The 18,614-nt window shown below is 68.0% G+C and carries 15 protein-coding genes; 7 read left to right on the top strand and 8 right to left on the bottom strand.

What is annotated here, in order from left to right; genetic code table 11:
- Positions 1–188: 188 nt before the first annotated feature.
- Together AC3WON_RS03370 and AC3WON_RS03365 are read left to right on the top strand one after the other, a co-directional pair.
- Complete coding sequence (locus tag AC3WON_RS03370; protein WP_114130968.1) at positions 189–509, top strand: helix-turn-helix domain-containing protein; 321 nt, start codon at positions 189–191, stop codon at positions 507–509.
- Positions 502–1,824 carry a HipA domain-containing protein gene (locus tag AC3WON_RS03365; RefSeq protein ID WP_492351138.1) on the top strand — a complete coding sequence of 441 codons (1,323 nt, stop codon included), beginning with the start codon at positions 502–504 and terminating at the stop codon, positions 1,822–1,824. The genes AC3WON_RS03370 and AC3WON_RS03365 overlap by 8 nt, the downstream gene beginning before the upstream one ends.
- 6 nt (positions 1,825–1,830) lie before the next feature.
- On the opposite strand, the gene AC3WON_RS03360 is transcribed toward AC3WON_RS03365, so the two are convergent.
- The 7 genes from AC3WON_RS03360 to dapC all read right to left on the bottom strand — a co-directional run bounded on the left by AC3WON_RS03360 (position 1,831) and on the right by dapC (position 8,620).
- Complete coding sequence (locus tag AC3WON_RS03360) at positions 1,831–3,093, bottom strand: MFS transporter (protein WP_492317849.1); 1,263 nt, start codon at positions 3,091–3,093, stop codon at positions 1,831–1,833.
- 356 nt (positions 3,094–3,449) lie between these two features.
- Positions 3,450–4,343: a 50S ribosomal protein L3 N(5)-glutamine methyltransferase gene (prmB, locus tag AC3WON_RS03355; protein WP_492351137.1), complete on the bottom strand. Its 894-nt coding sequence runs from the start codon at positions 4,341–4,343 to the stop codon at positions 3,450–3,452.
- A gap of 25 nt (positions 4,344–4,368) precedes the next feature.
- Positions 4,369–5,520: a succinyl-diaminopimelate desuccinylase gene (gene dapE / locus AC3WON_RS03350; RefSeq protein WP_492351136.1), complete on the bottom strand. Its 1,152-nt coding sequence runs from the start codon at positions 5,518–5,520 to the stop codon at positions 4,369–4,371.
- 19 nt (positions 5,521–5,539) lie between these two features.
- On the bottom strand, positions 5,540–5,887 hold the full coding sequence (locus AC3WON_RS03345; protein WP_436221894.1) for an ArsC family reductase: 348 nt from the start codon (positions 5,885–5,887) through the stop codon (positions 5,540–5,542).
- Between the two features lie 22 nt (positions 5,888–5,909).
- Positions 5,910–6,293, bottom strand: a complete 384-nt coding sequence (locus AC3WON_RS03340) for a hypothetical protein (RefSeq protein WP_011615476.1) — start codon at positions 6,291–6,293, stop codon at positions 5,910–5,912.
- A 97-nt stretch (positions 6,294–6,390) separates the two neighbouring features.
- Positions 6,391–7,218 carry a 2,3,4,5-tetrahydropyridine-2,6-dicarboxylate N-succinyltransferase gene (gene dapD, locus AC3WON_RS03335; protein WP_492317846.1) on the bottom strand — a complete coding sequence of 276 codons (828 nt, stop codon included), beginning with the start codon at positions 7,216–7,218 and terminating at the stop codon, positions 6,391–6,393.
- 202 nt (positions 7,219–7,420) lie between these two features.
- Complete coding sequence (gene dapC, locus AC3WON_RS03330) at positions 7,421–8,620, bottom strand: succinyldiaminopimelate transaminase (RefSeq protein WP_492351135.1); 1,200 nt, start codon at positions 8,618–8,620, stop codon at positions 7,421–7,423.
- A gap of 194 nt (positions 8,621–8,814) precedes the next feature.
- Between dapC and AC3WON_RS03325 the strand changes: the two genes are divergently transcribed.
- Complete coding sequence (locus AC3WON_RS03325; protein ID WP_492317844.1) at positions 8,815–9,783, top strand: DMT family transporter; 969 nt, start codon at positions 8,815–8,817, stop codon at positions 9,781–9,783.
- Between the two features lie 17 nt (positions 9,784–9,800).
- Here AC3WON_RS03325 and AC3WON_RS03320 read toward each other — a convergent pair whose 3' ends face one another.
- Positions 9,801–10,628, bottom strand: coding sequence for a ferritin-like domain-containing protein (locus tag AC3WON_RS03320; RefSeq protein WP_492317843.1), 828 nt, complete (start codon positions 10,626–10,628; stop codon positions 9,801–9,803).
- A gap of 431 nt (positions 10,629–11,059) precedes the next feature.
- On the opposite strand from AC3WON_RS03320, the gene smc reads away from it, so the two are divergent.
- Genes smc through def form a run of 4 tightly spaced genes read left to right on the top strand, consistent with a single transcriptional unit; the run spans position 11,060 to position 18,596 of the window.
- Positions 11,060–14,575: a chromosome segregation protein SMC gene (smc, locus tag AC3WON_RS03315; RefSeq protein ID WP_492351134.1), complete on the top strand. Its 3,516-nt coding sequence runs from the start codon at positions 11,060–11,062 to the stop codon at positions 14,573–14,575.
- On the top strand, positions 14,572–15,906 hold the full coding sequence (locus tag AC3WON_RS03310) for a cell division protein ZipA C-terminal FtsZ-binding domain-containing protein (RefSeq protein WP_492317841.1): 1,335 nt from the start codon (positions 14,572–14,574) through the stop codon (positions 15,904–15,906). The genes smc and AC3WON_RS03310 overlap by 4 nt, the downstream gene beginning before the upstream one ends.
- 12 nt (positions 15,907–15,918) lie before the next feature.
- Entirely contained in the window at positions 15,919–18,048 is a 2,130-nt protein-coding gene (gene ligA / locus AC3WON_RS03305) for an NAD-dependent DNA ligase LigA (protein ID WP_492351133.1), read from the top strand.
- Between the two features lie 14 nt (positions 18,049–18,062).
- On the top strand, positions 18,063–18,596 hold the full coding sequence (def, locus tag AC3WON_RS03300) for a peptide deformylase (RefSeq protein ID WP_492351132.1): 534 nt from the start codon (positions 18,063–18,065) through the stop codon (positions 18,594–18,596).
- The last annotated feature ends 18 nt before the right edge of the window (positions 18,597–18,614 follow it).

The following is an 18,614-nucleotide window of genomic DNA, read 5'->3' as shown; positions in this document are numbered from 1 at the left end:
ATCGATAAGTCTGGCTTTTTGCAGGCGAAGCGGTAGGGCGGCACCGGCGCCAATGGCTGCAATAATCTTTGTGAATGAGGAGATTTTTCCGGTTGGCCGTGTCCAGAGGCTAGAATCTTTGCAATCAGGGAGATTTCTTGATTTTCCCGCCTGGAAACACTAAAGTCTTTGCAATCAAGGAGATTTTTGTGCCAGTGACCCTCACCGAACCCGGCGATATCGGCGCCTTCGTACGCGCTGCCCGCAAGGCGCAAGGCCTGCGCCAGGACGATGCCGCAGGCGCCATCGGCGTCAGCGAAAACTTCATGGTGCGCGTAGAGAACGGCGCCGAAGGCATCCAGTGGGGCAAGCTGTTCCAGGTGCTGGAAGGGCTTGGCCTGCGCGTGGTGGTGGATATGCCGGAGGCAGCGGCCCCGCTGGTAGCGGCTGAACTTGCCAAGCTCAGGCAACGCCAGGCGCGCAGCCGCAACCGGCGCGCAGCGGTCAAGGGAGGCGGCCAGCATGGCTGAGCGCGTACTGGTCGCCAGCATCAACGGTACGCCGGTGGGCGAGCTGCATGAGGCCAGCGATGCCTGGTCGTTCCGCTATGACGCGGCGTGGCTGGGCAACCCGCACGCCTTCGCCCTGAGCCCGGCGCTGCCGCTGCAGCCGGAGGCGCTCGCCGATGGCAGCACGCTGCGGCCGGTGCAGTGGTACTTCGACAACCTGCTGCCCGAGGACGGCCAGCGTGCGCTGCTGGCACGCGATGCCAGCATCCGCAACGAGGCCGATGCCTTTGCCCTGCTGGCCCACTATGGGGCGGAATCGGCGGGCTCGCTGACGCTGCTGCCGCCCGGCCGCGGGCCCGCCACCGCGCCGGCCCTGCGCGCCTTGAGCGACGCCGCGCTCGACGCCCGCATCCACAGCCTGCCCAGCGTGCCGCTTACACATGGCGCGGTCAAGCGCATGTCGCTGGCCGGTGCCCAGCACAAGCTGGCGGTGGTGCTGCGGGACGGCGCGCTGTTCGAGCCCGGCGCGGATACGCCGTCCACGCATATCCTGAAGCCGACCCGCCAGATGCAGGAGATCTATCCGCATTCGGTCATCAACGAGTGGTTCGTGATGTCGCTGGCCGCGCGGCTGAAGCTGGAGGTGCCGCCGGTGCACCGGCGCTATGTGCCGTCGCCGGTCTACCTGATCGACCGTTTCGATCGCCATCTTACGCAGCAAGGGCAGTGGCAGCGGCTGCATGCGATCGATGCCTGCCAGCTGCTGAACCTGCCGCGCACCTTCAAGTACGACCAGGGCAGCGTCGAGCGGCTGGCGCAGCTGGCAACGCTGTGCCGCGCGCCGGCGGTGGCGCGGGCACGGCTGTTCGACTGGCTGGTGTTCAGCATCCTGGTGGGCAATTCGGACGCGCACCTGAAGAACCTGAGCTTCCTGGTGTCCGATGCCGGCATTGCGCTGGCGCCGTTCTACGACCTGCTCAGCGAGGCGGCTTACGCCACCCGCACCTATGACAAGACCGGCTGGCCGCAAGCGCACCGCTTTGCCTGGCCGGTGCTGGGGGTGGAGTTCTACAGCGATTTCTCGCGCGCGCTGGTGCTGGAGGCAGGGCGCGCGCTGGGCCTGACCGGCGTGACCGCCGAGCGGCGGCTGGACGCCATGCTGCGCGGCATCGGGCCGGCCGCGCAGGCGCTCTACGAGCAGGCCGAGCAGCAGAACGCGGCCATGGCGCGGGAGCGCCCGGCGCTCACCGGCGGGTTTGCCGGCGAACTGGCCTGCCTGCGCGTGATCCGCTTCACCATCATCGCCGACATGGTCAGGGCGCTTGCCGCGGCCTGAGTCTGGCTAATGACTGGTGGGATGCGGCTGGCTGAAGAAGTAGGGCACCAGCGCGGCGGCAATCAGCAGGCCCGCGGACAGGAAGATCGCCGCATAGGTGGAAGGCAGCGGCCAGCCGCGCACATGGCCGGCATTGGCGATCAGCCCGTAGCCCCATGACGTCAGCGCCGATCCCAGGAACACAAAGGTGTTGAGCAGGCCCAGCCCGCGCCCGCGCCGCGACGGCGTGATCAGCCCGCGGCCCTGCGCCATCACCAGCGGGTGCAGCATGCCGATGGTCGACAGCAGCGCCATCATCGCCACGCCGTAGCCGATGCCGCTGTCCGGCCATAGCGCCAGCAGGAACGAGCCCGACATGGCAAAGCACGACCAGCCGGCGATGGCGGTTTTGAGCGTGTTGCGGCGGACCAGCACCGGCAGCAGGAAGGCGGTCAGGAAGCCGGCCAGGCTCAGTAGCGCCAGCGCCACCCCGCGCGGCGCCGAGCCCAGCCCGAACACGTCGGCCAGGTAGGGGCCGCTCCAGGCATTGCGGAAGGCGGTGCCGGCGGACATCGCCACGCACAGCGGAATCAGCGTCCACAGCGGCGCCAGCTTCAGCAGCTGCAGGCTTTCCGACAGCATCGCCGGCCACGACGCGCTGCGGGCCTCGGCATGGCCCTGGTCGCGCACGAAGCGCCACACGCCATAGCAGGCCGCGACCATGCCCAGGGCCGATACCGCCATCGACGGGCGCCAGCCGATCAGCGAGATGGCCCAGCCCAGCGGCGCCGTGGCACACAGCGCGCCGATCATGCCCATGGCATTGGAGCGGCTGACCACGCGGGTGTAGTCGCGCTCGGACAGCTGCTCGGAGGCGAAATGCAGCAGGCCCATGAAGACCGGCGCGCATGCCAGCCCCAGCCCTACCTGCGCCAGCGTGGCGGCCGCGCCGTTGGGCGCCAGCACGAACAGGATCGACGACACCGCGCCCACCGCCAGCAGCAGCGCGGTTGGCCGGCCCACGCCGTAGCGGTCGAAGGCAATGCCCACCGGGATCTGCGCCACGGCAAAGGCCAGGAAGAACGACGAAGACAGTGCGCCAAAGCCCGCCGGCGACAGCCCGAAATCATGCTGCAGTTCGGGCGCCATCACCGCCAGGCAGGAGCGGAAGAACTGGCTGAGCGCAAAGGCGAACGTCAGCAGGGCGATACCGCGCGCGGCGTGCGCTGCCGGGGCATGGGCGGGCAGGGCGTCGGGCGATGCGGGGAGGCGGGTGTTGCTGGGGGTCACGGCTTCAGGCCTTGCCGCCGCACTGGCTGCGGGGCGAAGGCGCTAATGGTTGGGGTGGAATGCCCTGGCGGGTACTTCAGGAACTGAGGTGGTATCTGTAGCGAGTGTAGGGCGGGCGCGGTATTCATGGCCGGGGGATGGCCGGTGTTCGCCCAGTTTGCGCGTGCTGGCAGTTGAGTGGCTGGTCCAAGGCGGCGTGGCATCACAGGCCACAGGCCGGGTCCCTCTCCTCTCAGCGGGCGAGGGTTGGGGAGAGGGGTGGTCTAGCAAGGCGCCACGCATCCGGAAGCTCCTGCCCTCTCCCCCAGCCCCTCTCCCGCAAGCGGGAGAGGGGAGCAAACAATGGCCCGGATCAATTACCCCGGCAGCGCGTCATACGTCAGCAAAAACACCTGCTCATCCCCAGCACTGACCGGCAGCCAGACGATTTCCAGTTCAGGGAACGCGGCTTCCACGTTGGCGTGCTCGTTGCCGATCTCCACCACCAGCACGCCGCCCGAATTCAGGTGCGCCTTGGCGCCGGCGACGATCCGGCGCACCACGTCCATGCCGTCGTCGCCGCCGGCCAGGGCGATGCGCGGCTCGGCCAGGTATTCCGGCGGCAGCGCCTGCATCGAGCCTTCGTTGACGTAGGGCGGGTTGGTCAGGATCACGTCGTAGGTGGCGCCGTGCGGCAGCGGCGCGTACAGGTCGCCCTCATACAGCCGGATGCGGTCGTCCATCTTGTAGTCGGCCACGTTGCGGCGCGCCACGGCGAGCGCGTCGGGCGAGATGTCGACGGCGTCGATCTTCGCGTTCGGCCACACGTGCGCGGCCACGATCGGCAGGCAGCCGGAACCGGTGCACAGCTCCAGCACCGGGCCGATGCTGTCGGTCTCGCCGACCCACGGCTCCAGCCCGTCCTGCAGCAGTTCGCCGATAAAGCTGCGCGGCACGATCACGCGTGAATCGACGTAGAAGCGCAGGCCGTGCATAAAGGCCTCGTGCGTGATGTAGGCGGCCGGCACGCGCTCATTGACGCGGCGCTCGATGACCTTGAGCACGGCATCGACTTCCTCGGGCAGCAGGCGCGCGTCCAGGAAGGGATCGAGCGTGTCGAGCGGCAGGTTCAGCGTATGCAGCACCAGGTAGGCGGCTTCGTCATAGGCATTGGCGCTGCCGTGGCCGAAGGACAGGCGCGCGGCGGTAAAGCGCGAGACTGCGAGACGCAGCAGGTCGCGCACGGTGCGCAGGGGAGAGGGCGTTGCCATGTATGGGTGTCTTCCGGCGAAAAAATCAGGCGACGAGACGTTCCAGCACGCCGCGGTAAACGTTCTTCAGCGGCTCGATGAAGCGCAATTCAACGTGCTCGTCGATCTTGTGGATGCTGGCGTTGGGCGGCCCGAACTCGATCACCTGCGGGCAGATCTTGGCGATAAAGCGCCCGTCCGAGGTGCCGCCGGTGGTCGACAGCTCGGTCTTGACGCCGGTCTCGGCCTCGATCGCCGACGACAGCGCGTCGGACAGCTCGCCGCGCGGGGTCAGGAAGGGCTCGCCGCCCAAGGTCCAGTCCAGCGCGTATTCCAGCTGGTGGCGGTCCAGGATCGCATGCACGCGCGCCTTCAGGCCTTCGGGCGTGCTGGCGGTCGAGAAGCGGAAATTGAAGTCGATGGTGACGTGGCCCGGGATCACGTTGGTGGCGCCGGTGCCGCCGTGGATGTTCGACATCTGCCAGCTGGTCGGCGGGAAGTACTCGTTGCCCTGGTCCCAGACCTCGGCGGCCAGCTCGGCCAGCGCCGGCGCGGCTTCATGGATCGGGTTGCGGCCCAGGTGCGGGTAGGCGATATGGCACTGGATGCCCTTGACCGTGAGCTTGCCCGAGAGCGAGCCGCGGCGGCCGTTCTTGACCATGTCGCCGAGCGTGTCGACCGAGGTCGGCTCGCCGATCACGCAGTAGTCCAGGCGCTCGCCGCGCGCGGACAGGGCCTCGACCACCTTGATGGTGCCGTCGTGCGCCGGGCCTTCCTCGTCGCTGGTGATCAGGAAGGCGATCGAGCCGGCATGCGCGGGGTGCGCCTTGACGAACTCTTCCACCGCCACCACGAAGCCGGCGATCGAGGTCTTCATGTCGGCGGCGCCGCGGCCGTACAGCTTGCCGTCGCGGTGTGTCGGCGCGAACGGGTCCGAGTGCCATTGCTCCAGCGGGCCGGTCGGCACCACGTCGGTATGGCCGGCAAAGACCAGCAGCTTGCCGTCCTTGCCCTGCGTGCCGCGCCTGACCGCCCACAGGTTGGTCACGCGGAAATCGTCGGGGCCGCTGACGAGCGCTTCGCAGTCGAAGCCGAGCGCCTTCAGGCGGGTTTCCAGGATGGCCTGGCAGCCTTCGTCGGCGGGCGTGACGGAGCGGCGGCGGATCAGGTCTTCGGTGAGGGCGAGGGTGGCGGTCATCGGACTACGGAAATGGAAATCAGAACTGGCCGGCGTACTGGTCGGCGGAGAAGCCGACCATCACCTTGCCATCGTGGGCCAGCACCGGGCGCTTGATCAGCGACGGGCTTTGCTGCATCAGCGCGATCGCGCCGGCTTCCTGCTCGGCGCGGGCCTTGTCGGCGTCCGACAGCGCGCGCCAGGTGGTGCCCTTGCGGTTGAGCAGCGTGGCCAGCGGTACATGCTTCAGCCAGCCGCGCAGCATGGCTTCATCCACGCCCTGCTTCTTGAAGTCGTGGAAGCTGTAGGCCACGCCGTTGGCATCCAGCCAGGTGCGGGCTTTCTTGACGGTATCGCAGTTGGGAATGCCGTAGAGCAGGACGGTCATGGCTAGTCTTGATGGATTGGATTCAGCGGAACAGCAGGTTCAGCGCGATCACCAGGCCGCCCAGGCCCAGCGCCACGCCGCCCATGGCCACCGCGGTCATCAGGCGCAGGCGGCGGTCCAGCCGGGCGGCTTCCTTGCGCAGCGCGTCGATGGTGATGGCATGTTGCTCGGCCAGCAGCTTGACGGCCTCGGCCTGCTGCACGGCAGCGGCTTCCAGCTCGGCGATGCGGGCGGCGGGATCGCGCGTGTCGGCCACCGCGCCTTCCGGCGTGCCGTCCTTGCGCTTGTTCTTCTTCAGTTTCTCGATGGTCTTGTTGGCCTGCTCGAGAATGGTGGGCAGCAGGGAGAGCACGGTACTGACGGTGGTGGGATCCAGGGCCATGAGTCGCTTGCGGAGGGAAGGCATGTTCAGCCTGGCCAGGCGGGGTGACAACGGAAATACTGCCCCGGGGCCGGGCCCCGGAGCGGGGCGGCGCAGCCGTTGCGGGCTGCGCCAGGCGCGCTCAGTCGCCGCGCAGCAGGTCGTTCAGGCTGGTCTTGGCGCGGGTCTGCGCGTCGACCTTCTTCACGATCACGGCGCAGTACAGGCTGTACTTGCCGTCCTTGGACGGCAGGTTGCCCGCCACCACCACCGAGCCGGCCGGCACGCGGCCATAGTGGATCTCGCCGGTTTCGCGGTCGTAGATCTTGGTCGACTGGCCCAGGTACACGCCCATCGAGATCACCGAGTTCTCTTCCACGATCACGCCTTCGACCACTTCCGAGCGCGCGCCGATAAAGCAGTTGTCTTCGATGATCACCGGGTTGGCCTGCAGCGGCTCCAGCACGCCGCCGATGCCCACGCCGCCCGACAGGTGCACGTTCTTGCCGATCTGCGCGCACGAACCGACCGTGGCCCAGGTGTCGACCATGGTGCCTTCATCGACGTAGGCGCCGATGTTGACGTACGACGGCATCAGCACCGCGTTCTTGGCGATGAACGAGCCGCGGCGGGCCACGGCCGGCGGCACCACGCGGAAGCCAGCCTTGGCGAAGTCGTCGGCGCTCCAGTTGGCGAACTTGGTCGGCACCTTGTCGTAGAACTGGGCAAAGCCGCCGGCGCTCATCGGGGCGTTGTCTTCCAGGCGGAACGACAGCAGCACGGCCTTCTTGATCCACTGGTTGACGATCCAGTCCTTGCCTTGCTTCTCGGCCACGCGCAGCGCGCCGGCATCCAGCTGGCTGATGACGTTGGCGACGGCTTCGCGGATGTCGTTGGGGGCGGACTTGGGCGACAGGCTGGTGCGGTCTTCCCAGGCCTGGTCGATCAGGGCTTGCAGAGCTTGCGTCATGTTTGGCTTCTCAGGGTTGATGTTGATGTTCGGTCGTCGAGTCTCAGCCTCGACCTCTTGTTTGCTCCCCTCTCCCGCTTGCGGGAGAGGGGCAGGGGGTGAGGGTGGGCGGTTCTACGGGCGTGGTGCCTTGCTAAACCACCCCTCACCCCGACCCTCTCCCCTTGAGGGGAGAGGGAGAACACAATTGGACAATCAGGCCTCAGGCCAGCGATTTGCAGAATTCCACGATCCGGCGCGCGCCTTCCAGGCATTCCTCCGGCGTCGCCACCAGCGCCATGCGCACGCGGTTCGCCCCCGGGTTGATGCCGTCGGCTTCGCGCGCCAGGTAGCTGCCGGGCAGCACGGTCACATTCTGCTCGGCCAGCAGGCGCGCGGCGAATTCGGTATCGGTGAGGCCGGTGCGCCAGACATCGGCCCACAGGTAGAAGCCGGCATCGGGCAGCGCGACGTCCAGCACCTCGGCCAGCATCGGCGTGACTTCGCTGAACTTGCGCACGTAGGCGGCGCGGTTCTCGCGCACATGCGATTCATCGTTCCAGGCGGCGATGCTGGCGCTCTGCACCGCGGGGTTCATGGCGCCGCCGTGGTAGGTACGGTATAGCAGGAATTTCTTCAGCAGCGCGGCGTCGCCGGCGACGAAGCCCGAGCGCAGGCCCGGCACGTTGGAGCGCTTGGACAGGCTCGAGAACATCACCAGCCGGTCAAGGCCGCGGCCCAGCTTGTGCGCGGCTTCCAGCGCACCCAGCGGGGCGCGCCCCTCGTCGAAATAGATTTCCGAGTAGCACTCGTCCGAGGCGATCACAAAGCCGTAGCGGTCCGACAGCGCAAACAGCTGCTTCCAGTCTTCCAGCGACAGCACCGCGCCGGTCGGGTTGCCGGGCGTGCACACAAACAGCAGTTGCACCTTCTGCCAGACCTCGCCGGCGATGCGGTCGAAGGCCGGGGAGAAGTTGCGCGCCGGGTCGCTGTTGGCGAATACCGGGGTGGCGCCGGCCAGCAGCGCCGCGCCTTCGTAGATCTGGTAGAACGGGTTGGGGCACAGCACCAGCGCGCCCGGGCGGGTGCCGTCGACCACGGTCTGGGCAAAGGCGAACAGCGCCTCGCGCGAGCCGGTCACCGGCAGCACTTCGGTGGCGGCGTTGACCTTGGGCAGGCCGTAGCGGCGTTCCAGCCAGCTGGCGATGCACTGCCGTAGTGCCTCGGAACCTGCCGTTGTGGGATAATTCGCCAGCCCCGCGAGCGACTCTGCCAGCGCTTGCTTGATGAATTCAGGCGTCGGATGCTTGGGCTCACCGATGCCAAAGCTGATGGCCGGCTTGTCGGCAGGCTTTACCTGCGCAAAGAGCACCCGCAGTTTCTCGAACGGGTAGGGCTGGAGCAGGTCGAGGCGCGGATTCACAGTGTCAGTCGGGGCCGGTTAAAACGACGCATTATAGAGGAACGGCGCGGGTTTCCGTGCGCCGGCCCGGCCCGCGCGGCCGGCCACGAGCACGGATGGCGGGCATCACGCCCTGGTGATGCCGCCGGCGCCGTCCGGACGCCGCCTGCCTGTCACCGGCCAGCGGCCCGGCTCGCCTCGCACTGATTCCCTTTATGAGCACAAATACTGTTGCGGCGCAGCATGCGCCGGCCGACCGCCATGCGGTCAAGGCATCGCTTTCCATCCTGATCGGCGCCTCGGTCTGGGGCATCGCCTGGTTCCCGTATCGCATGCTGGCGGGCTGGGGCCTGGGCGGCATGCACGCCGCGGCGCTGGTCAGCTCGGTCGCGGCGGTGCTGTCGCTGCTGGCCTTCCGCCGGCACCTGGCCGGCCTGCGCCCGCACTGGCTGTTCGTCGCGATCGGGCTGGCGGCGGGCGTGACCAACGCCGGCTTCGTCTGGGGCAGCGTCAACGGCCATGTGATGCGCGTGCTGCTGCTGTTCTACCTGACCCCGGTCTGGACCGCGCTGTTTGCCCGGCTGTTCCTGGGCGAGCGGCTGTCGGCGGCGGGGCTGTCGCTGGTGGCGCTGGCCCTGTTCGGCGCCGGGCTGATGCTGTGGACGCCCGAGGTCGGCGTGCCGCTGCCGGGTTCCGCCGCCGAATGGTCGGGCCTGATCGGCGGCATGGGCTTTGCCGTCAACAATGTGCTGTCGCGCCGCGCCGGCCAGCGCTTCCCGGACATGGACGCACGCGTGCGCACGGTGGTGGTCTACCTGGGCTGCACGGTGGTGGGCGTGCCGGCCGCGCTGCTGCTCGATGGCCCGTCGGTGACCATCGTCGCGGGCGCGCAGGTCAGCGTGGGCATGCTGGTGCTGGGCCTGGCGGCGGTGCTGGTGGTCAGCAACTCGGTGGTGCAATACGGGCTGCAGCGGCTGCCGGCCAACCGCGTGTCGCTGCTGATGCTGTTCGAAATCGTCATCGCAGCGCTGTCTTCGTGGTGGCTGGCGACCGAGGTGCTGAGCTGGAAGGAAGCGGCCGGCGGCCTCTGCATCATCGCCGCCGGCGCCTTGTCGGGACTGGTGCACCGCAGCCGCGCGCCGGCGCCGGCCGCAGCGGGCGCCGAGGCAGCGGCATGTCACTGACTGGGCCGGCGGGTGTTTCAGTGCAGCATGACCCGCGACACCACTGCCACCAATGGCGTCCGCACCGCGCGCTCCACGCCGCGATGCAGGTGCAGCGGCCGCAGCAGCATCTTCACGGTCATTTCGATGGGGAGGTTGCGCCGGATCACCCCGGACACGCGCGCATTGAGCGCGCGCACCTCGGCTTCTGACACCGCTTCCACACCGCGCTCCATGCGCAGCACATTGCGCAGCGCGATCGCGGCGTCCTCGTTCTTGATCTCCAGCAGCCGGCGCGCCAGCGCACCCAGCACGCGCAGCCGGCCCAGCCGCTCGGATGCCGCAAAGCGGTTGAAGTACTGGTAGAAGTGCTTGTAGTGCCGCACCTCGTCGTTGGAGATGCGGCGCGTCAGGTCGCGCAGCACCGGTTCGTCGCTGGCCTGTTCCAGCGCGCGGTAGTAGGCGGCGGTGCCGGTTTCCACCACGCAGCGGGCCGCCATTTCCAGGCCCTCGGTCGGCTCGAACTGGTCGATCGAGCAGGTCTTGCTGTACTCGTCGAAGAAGCGTGCATAGCCGCGCTCCCAGTCGAATTCCGGCCAGACATGCTCGACATAGCGCCGCAGCGCCAGCCCGTGCTGCAGTTCCTCGGCTTCCCAGTGCTCGGCAAGCCAGTCGGCCGCGTCGGGCACACGGGCGTAATAGGTGGCAAGGTTGCCTGCATAGGTGTCGGATCCGCTCTCGATAAACGAGGCTGACACCAGCAGGTAGAACAGATCGCGGTCGCCGCGTACGCGTTCCACGTCGATCGCCTGGTAGTTGATGTCGCTGACAGACCACGGCCGGGCGGCCGTTGACGGTTCACTCATGCTCTGTCCTCCTGGTTGGCCAAAGGCTGCGAGGGGCGTTCATGGGCGTGTGGCCCGGAGCGCATCCGGAGTCACGCCGACAGATCAGAGACTAGCATTTACCCTAATTAGTTTCCCGGCGATTGGCCGGCAACGATGGCTGACAGCGCCTGCGGCGCCTGCCAAAGTGCTTGCGGAAACGCCTGTAAGGGGCGGAATAGCAAGGGAAATCGGCCATGGGATAGGACGCCGGGGCGACTGCCAAACGGGCCGGCGAAGGCATCTGCGATGGTATGATTAGCCCCAATTCTCGGGCCCGAGGGGTATTTTGAGGTGCTGGCGTCACGCCGCGCCGGCTCCCGCGCAGCCCGGCTTTCTGAACAGTGCAATAGCCCCGATACCAGGCCGACCCCGGGTTCCATGCCGGAGTGGCCGATACCACACGAGAAACCGTGCGACTATCCTCGATCAAGCTGGCGGGCTTCAAGTCATTTGTCGATCCCACCAATTTTCAAGTGCCCGGCCAACTGGTCGGCATCGTAGGGCCCAACGGCTGCGGCAAATCGAACATCATCGATGCGGTGCGCTGGGTGCTGGGTGAGTCACGTGCGTCAGAGCTGCGTGGCGAATCCATGCAGGACGTCATCTTCAACGGCTCGACCGCGCGCAAGCAGGCCGGCCGGGCGAGTGTCGAACTGGTGTTCGACAACGCCGAGGGCCGCGCCGCCGGCCAGTGGAGCCAGTACGCCGAAGTCGCGGTCAAGCGCGTGCTGACCCGCGACGGCACTTCGTCCTATTACATCAACAACCAGCCGGTGCGCCGGCGCGACATCCAGGACATCTTCCTGGGCACAGGCCTGGGGCCCCGCGCCTACGCCATCATCGGGCAGGGCATGATCTCGCGCATCATCGAGGCCAAGCCCGATGACATGCGCATCTTCCTGGAGGAAGCCGCGGGCGTGTCCAAGTACAAGGAACGCCGCCGCGAGACCGAAAACCGCCTGTCCGACACGCGCGAAAACCTGACCCGCGTCGAAGACATCCTGCGCGAACTCGGCAGCAACCTCGAGAAACTGGAAGGTCAGGCCGAGGTGGCGCAGCGCTTCAAGACGCTGCATGCCGATGGCGAAGAGAAGCAGCACCTGCTGTGGCTGCTGCGCAAGCGCGAGGCCCAGCAAGAGCAGGAACGCCACCAGCGCGCCATCGAGCAGGCCCAGATCGACCTGGAAGCGCAGACTGCGCAGCTGCGCCATGTCGAGGCAGAACTCGAAACCATGCGCGCCGCGCATTATGGGGCGTCCGATGGCATGCACGCCGCGCAAGGCGCGCTGTATGAGGCCAATGCCGAAGTCAGCAAGCTCGAAGCCGAGATCCGCTACGTGGTGGAATCGCGCAACCGCGTGCAGGCCCAGATCGCCGCGCTGACCGGGCAGCGCGAGCAGTGGCAGGGCAAGGCCGAGCAGGCCACCGACGAGCTGGCGCAGGCCGAGGAAAACCTGGCCGTGGCCGAAGGCCGCACGGTCGAGGCGCAGGAAGCCGTCGCCCACAAGAACGACGAACTGCCGACGCTGGAAGCGCAATGGCGCGACGCGCAGCAACTGCTCAACGAGCAGCGCGCAGGCATCATGCAGGCCGAGCAGGCCCTGAAGCTCGAAGCCGCGCAGCAGCGCAGCGCCGACCAGATGCTGCAGCAGCTGGAACAGCGCCGCGAACGCCTGTCGGCGGAAGAAAAGGGCCTGGACCGCCCCGACGAGACCCGCCTGGAGCAGGCCCGCGCCGAACTGGCCGAGCAGGAAGCGCTGGTCGAGGAAGCCCAGGCCGTGCTGGCCGATGCGGAAGAGAGCGTGCCGCGCCTGGATGAAGCGCGCCGCGCCGCGCAGGCGAGCGTGCACAGCGAAGCCTCCGCCATCGCCACGCTGGAGGCGCGCCTGTCGGCGCTGCGCCAGCTGCAGGAGAATGTGCAGACCGACGGCAAGGTGCAGCCGTGGCTGGCCAAGCATGAGCTGGCCGAGCTGCCGCGCCTGTGGAAGAAGGTCCATATCGAGCCGGGCTGGGAAAACGCGCTCGAATCCGTGCTGCGCGAGAAGCTGGCCGCGCTGGAAGTGTCGAACCTGGACTGGGTCAAGGCCTTCCTGTCCGACGCGCCGCCGGCCAAGCTGGCGTTCTACTCGCCGCCGGCCGCCGCCCGCCCGCTGGAAACGCCTGCCGGCCTGCGCCCGCTGATGTCGCTGGTGCAGATCACCGAGCCCGGCATCCGCGCCGTGATGCAGGACTGGCTCGCCGATATCTATGTCGCCACCGACATGGCGCAGGCGCTGGCCGCGCGCAACACGCTGCCTGACGGTGCGTCGTTCGTCGTGGCCGAGGGCCACCTGGTGGGCCGCAACGCCATCCAGATCTACGCCGCCGATTCCGAGCAGGCCGGCATGCTGGCGCGCGAGCAGGAAATCGAAAACCTGCAGAAGCAGGCGCGCGCGCAGCTGCTGCTGTCCGACGAAGCCAAGACCCAGGCGGTGCGTGCCGAAGCGGCCTACACCCAGGCCAGCCAGGGACTGGGCGATGCCCGCGCGCGCGCCGAGCAGGCTACCCGCCGCGTGCACGCGTTGCAGATGGACGTGCTCAAGCTGTCGCAGGCGATGGAGCGCTACTCCGCCCGCAGCGGCCAGATCCGCGAGGAGCTGGACGAAATCAACGCGCAGACCGAGGAGCAGCGCGCCATCCGCGCCGAATCCGAAGCCAGCTTCGAGCAGCACGACGCCGCGCTGGCAGAGATGCAGGCCACCCACGAAGACCAGCAGATGGCCTTCGAGGCGCTGGACAGCAAGCTCTCGGGCGCGCGCCACCAGCTGCGTGACTTCGAGCGCGCCGCGCAGGAAGCCCTCTTTGCCGAGCGCAACCTGGCCAGCCGCATCGACGAGCTGCGCCGCAATATCCAGGTGGCCGCCGACCAGGCCGAACGCATCGCCGAGTCGCTGGAAAACGCCCGCGCCGAGCTGGAAACCATCAACGAGCAGACCGCGCACACCGGCCTGCAGGAAGCGCTGGAGCGCCGCGCCGAGAAGGAAGAAAAGCTCACCATCGCGCGCACCGAACTCGATGCGCTGTCGGCACAGCTGCGCCAGCACGACGAGCAGCGCCTGGCCGCCGAGCGCAGCCTGCAGCCGCTGCGCGACCGCATCACTGAACTGCAGCTCAAGGAACAGGCCGCGCGCCTGAACCAGGAGCAGTTCAGCGAGCAACTGACCGCGGCCGAGGTGGATGAGGCCGCGCTGGCCGACAAGCTGACCGGTGACCTGAAGCCGTCGTACCTGCAGGGCGAAGTCACGCGCATCAACAACGCCATCAACGCGCTGGGCCCGGTCAACATGGCCGCGCTCGACGAACTGGCGGCGGCGCGCGAACGCAAGACCTTCCTCGATGCGCAGTCGGCCGACCTGAATGACGCCATCAATACGCTGGAAGACGCGATCGCCAAGATCGACCAGGAGACCCGCGCGCTGCTGCAGGGCACCTTCGACCAGGTCAACCATCATTTCGGCGAGCTGTTCCCGTCGCTGTTCGGTGGCGGCCAGGCGCGCCTGATCATGACCGGCGAGGAAATCCTCGACGCCGGCGTGCAGGTGATGGCGCAGCCCCCGGGCAAGAAGAACTCGACCATCCACCTGCTGTCGGGCGGCGAGAAGGCGCTGACCGCGATTGCGCTGGTGTTTGCCATGTTCCAGCTCAACCCGGCGCCGTTCTGCCTGCTGGACGAGGTGGACGCGCCGCTGGACGACGCCAACACCGAACGCTACGCCAATATGGTGGCGCGCATGTCGGACAAGACTCAATTCGTTTTCATCTCACATAACAAGATTGCCATGGAAATGGCTCATCAACTCATTGGCGTGACCATGCAGGAGCAGGGCGTTTCGCGTATCGTGGCCGTGGATATGGACGCGGCGGTTTCGATGGCGGAGGCAGCATGAAACTGAACATGGACCTGCAGACCGCGCTGATCGTCGCGGGCCTGGTTTTCGTGGTACTGGTGTTCGGCTACAACCAGTGGCAGATCCGCAAGGCGCGCCGACCGCGCGAGCTCAGCCCTGAAGACGACCTGCCGCCGATGCGCGAGCCGGTGGTCGGGCCGGGCACCGCGCCGGAAACCGCCGCGCGCCTGCACGAAGCCGCTGCCGAACAGGCACCGCGGCGTGAGCCGACGCTATCTCCGGCGCAGGCCACGGCCGGTGCCGCGGTGGCGACGGACAGCAACCATGCGGCTGCCGCCGCTGCGGCCGCCGCAAGCACCGCGGACGCCGACGAAGTCGTCGCCGAGGAAGTGTCCGTCGCGGCCGCCGCGACGCATGCCGAGGCCGCCGAGGCCGCCGAGGACGAGGCTGAAGCCGAGGCCACTCCGGCCCCGGTTCCCGCGCCAGCACCCGCCCCGGCCGCGGCTCCGGTGGCCGCCGTGCCCGATGGCCAGCCCACGCCGGCCCTGATCGATCCGCTGATCGACTGCATCGTGCCCCTGCACCTGGAGCGCAAGGCCTCCGGTGACCGCATCCTGCCGCTGACCGGCCGGCTGCGCCGCGCCGGCACCAAGCAGGTCCATATCGAGGGCCTGCGCACCGAAGCCAATGCATGGGAGCCGGTCACCGCCGGCCACCAGTACGAAGACCTGCAGGTCGGCGTGCAGCTGGCCAACCGCGGCGGCCCGCTCAACGCGCTGGAATTCTCGGAGTTCATCACCGCGGTGGAGTCGCTGGCCGAGTCGCTCGATGCTTCGGCCGACCTGCCGGACATGAGCGAGACCGTCGCCAACGCGCGCGAGCTCGACGGCTTTGCCGCCGGCTGCGACGTGCAGTTGGGCGTCAACGTGATCTCGGATGGCGCGCCGTGGTCGGCGGCGTACGTGCAGAACGTGGCCACGCAGGACGGGCTGGTGCTGTCGCGCGACGGCACGCGTTTTATCCGCTACCAGGCCAATGCCGAGGGCGTGCAGCGTCCGCTGTTCACGCTGCAGTTCGGCGACACCAACTTCCTGCGCGACGACCTGACCGTCAAGGCCGGCCGCCAGATCACGCTGCTGCTCGACGTGCCGGTGGCCGACCAGGCCGCCAAGCCGTTCAAGACCGTGTGCGAATACGGTCACACGCTGGCCCAGCGCATGGGCGCGCAGCTGGTCGACGACAATATGCGGCCGCTGACCGAGGCCTCGTTCGTCGCGATCTTCAGCCAGCTTGAAACGCTCTACAACAAGCTGGAAGCGCGCGGCATGCCGGCCGGTTCGTTGGTGGCGCAGCGCCTGTTCAGCATCTAGCCGGAGCCTGCCATGACCGCAACACACCGCGGCGCGCAGGCAGATGCCTCCGCGCCCGCCGGCCCCTTGCCGCCCGAAGCCGCCGCCAGGCGCGTGGCCTGGCTGCGCGACGAGCTGGATCGCCACAACTACCAGTACTACGTGCTGGACGCGCCTACCATTCCCGACGCCGAGTACGACGCGCTGTTCAGCGAGCTGCAGGCGCTGGAGCTTGAGCATCCCGAACTGCAGACGCCGGACTCGCCCACCCAGCGCGTGGGCGGCGAGCCGCTGTCGGCCTTCGACTCGGTGCGCCACCGCGTGCCGATGCTGTCGCTCAACAACGGCTTCGCCGACGACGACGTGCTGAACTTCGACCGCCGTTGCGCGCAGGGCCTGGGCCGCACCGCGCCCGCAGCCGGCGAGCAGGACCTGTTCAGTGCCGCCGACGCAGTCGAATACGCCTGCGAGCTGAAGTTCGACGGCCTGGCCATGTCGCTGCGCTATGAGGACGGCCGCCTGGTGCAGGCCGCCACCCGCGGCGACGGCGAGACCGGCGAAGATGTCACGGTCAACGTGCGCACCATCAAGGCGATTCCGCTGAAGCTGCGCGGCCAGGCTCCCGCCGTGCTTGAAGTGCGGGGCGAAGTCTTCATGTACCGCGGCGACTTCGACAAGCTCAACGAACGCCAGGCCGAGGCCGGCGAGAAGACCTTCGTCAACCCGCGCAACGCCGCCGCGGGCAGCCTGCGCCAGCTCGATCCGCGCATCACCGCCAAGCGGCCGCTGTCGTTCTTCGCCTACGGGCTGGGCGAGCTGCAGGGCGTGGACCGTCCGCCCACCCACAGCGCCATGCTCGACGGCTTTGCCGCGCTGGGCCTGCCGGTGTGCAAGGACCGCGCGGTGGTGAAGGGCGCGCAGGGGCTGCTGGATTTCTACCGCGATATCGGCCAGCGCCGCGACGCGCTGCCGTATGACATCGACGGCGTGGTCTACAAGGTCAACGCACTGGCCGAGCAGGAGCGCCTGGGCTTTGTCTCGCGCGCGCCGCGCTTTGCGTTGGCGCACAAGTTCCCGGCGCAGGAAATGACCACCATCGTCGAGGACATCGAAGTCCAGGTCGGCCGCACCGGCGCGATCACGCCGGTGGCGCGGCTCAAGCCCGTCTTCGTCGGCGGCGTGACCGTGACCAATGCCACGCTGCATAACGAGGACGAGATCCGCCGCAAGGATGTGCATATCGGCGACACCGTGATCGTGCGCCGCGCCGGCGACGTGATCCCGGAAGTGGTCGCCGTGGTGACCGAACGCCGCCCCGACGATGCGCGCGCGTTCGTGATGCCGACTGCCTGCCCGGTGTGCGGCTCGCATATCGAGAAGCTCGAGGACGAAGCCATCGCCCGCTGCACCGGCGGCCTGATCTGCGCCGCGCAGCGCAAGCAGGCGCTGCTGCATTTCGCGCAGCGGCGCGCCATGGATATCGAAGGCCTGGGCGACAAGCTGGTCGAGCAGCTGGTCGACCAGGGCATCGTGCGCACGCCGGCGGATCTGTTCAAGCTGGGCGTGGCCAAGCTGGCCGCGCTGGAGCGCATGGCCGACAAATCGGCGGCCAACCTGGTGGCGGCGATCGATGCGTCGCGCGAGACCACCATGAACCGCTTTATCTTCGCGCTGGGCATCCGCCATGTGGGCGAAGCGACCGCCAAGGACCTGGCCCGGCACTTCGGCAAGCTGGATGCGCTGATGGCAGCCGACGAAGCGGCGCTGCTGGAAGTGAACGATGTCGGCCCGGTGGTGGCGCAGTCGATCGCGCACTTCTTTGCCGAGCCGCACAACGTCGAGGTCATCGAACAACTGCGCGCCGCAGGCGTACACTGGGCGGAAAGCGAGCCGGTAGCCAAGGCCCCGGCGCCGCTGTCGGGCAAGACCTTCGTGCTGACCGGCACGCTGCCCACCATGTCGCGCGAGGACGCCAAGGAACTGCTGGAAACCGCCGGCGCCAAGGTGGCGGGTTCGGTATCGAAGAAGACCGACTACGTGGTCGCGGGCGCCGAGGCAGGCAGCAAGCTCGACAAGGCCGAGGCGCTGGGCGTGCCGGTGCTGGACGAGGCCGGCATGCTGGCGCTGCTGGCTGAAGCCGGCGCCGCGCCGGCACAGGAATAACCGGGGAAGCAACCATGATCCGTGAGATTCTCAAGATGGGCGATCCGCGCCTGCTGCAGGTGGCGCGGCCGGTGGAGCGCTTCAATACGCCGGAGCTGCGCACGCTGATCGAAGACATGTTCGACACCATGGACCACGCCAACGGCGCCGGCCTGGCCGCGCCGCAGATCGGCGTGGACCTGCAGGTGGTGATCTTCGGCTTCGACCGCAACCCGCGCTACCCGGACGCGCCGACCGTGCCCAAGACCGTGCTGATCAACCCGGCGCTGGAAATGGGGTCCGACGAGATGGAGGACGGCTGGGAAGGCTGCCTGTCAGTCCCCGGCCTGCGCGGCGTGGTGCCGCGCCACCTGCGGCTGAAGTACAGCGGCTACGACCTGATGGGCAACCGCATCGAGCGCGTGGCCGAAGGCTTCCATGCGCGGGTGGTGCAGCACGAGTGCGACCACCTGCAGGGCATTCTGTATCCGATGCGGATCAAGGACTTCAGGCAGTTTGGGTTTACGGAGGTGTTGTTTCCGGATCTGCCGCCAAATAGCGACGATTGACGAGCTGTGCGGCGTGGT

Source organism: Cupriavidus sp. FW305-46 (genome assembly GCF_058787075.1).
This window is presented reverse-complemented; position numbering and strand designations above follow the sequence as displayed.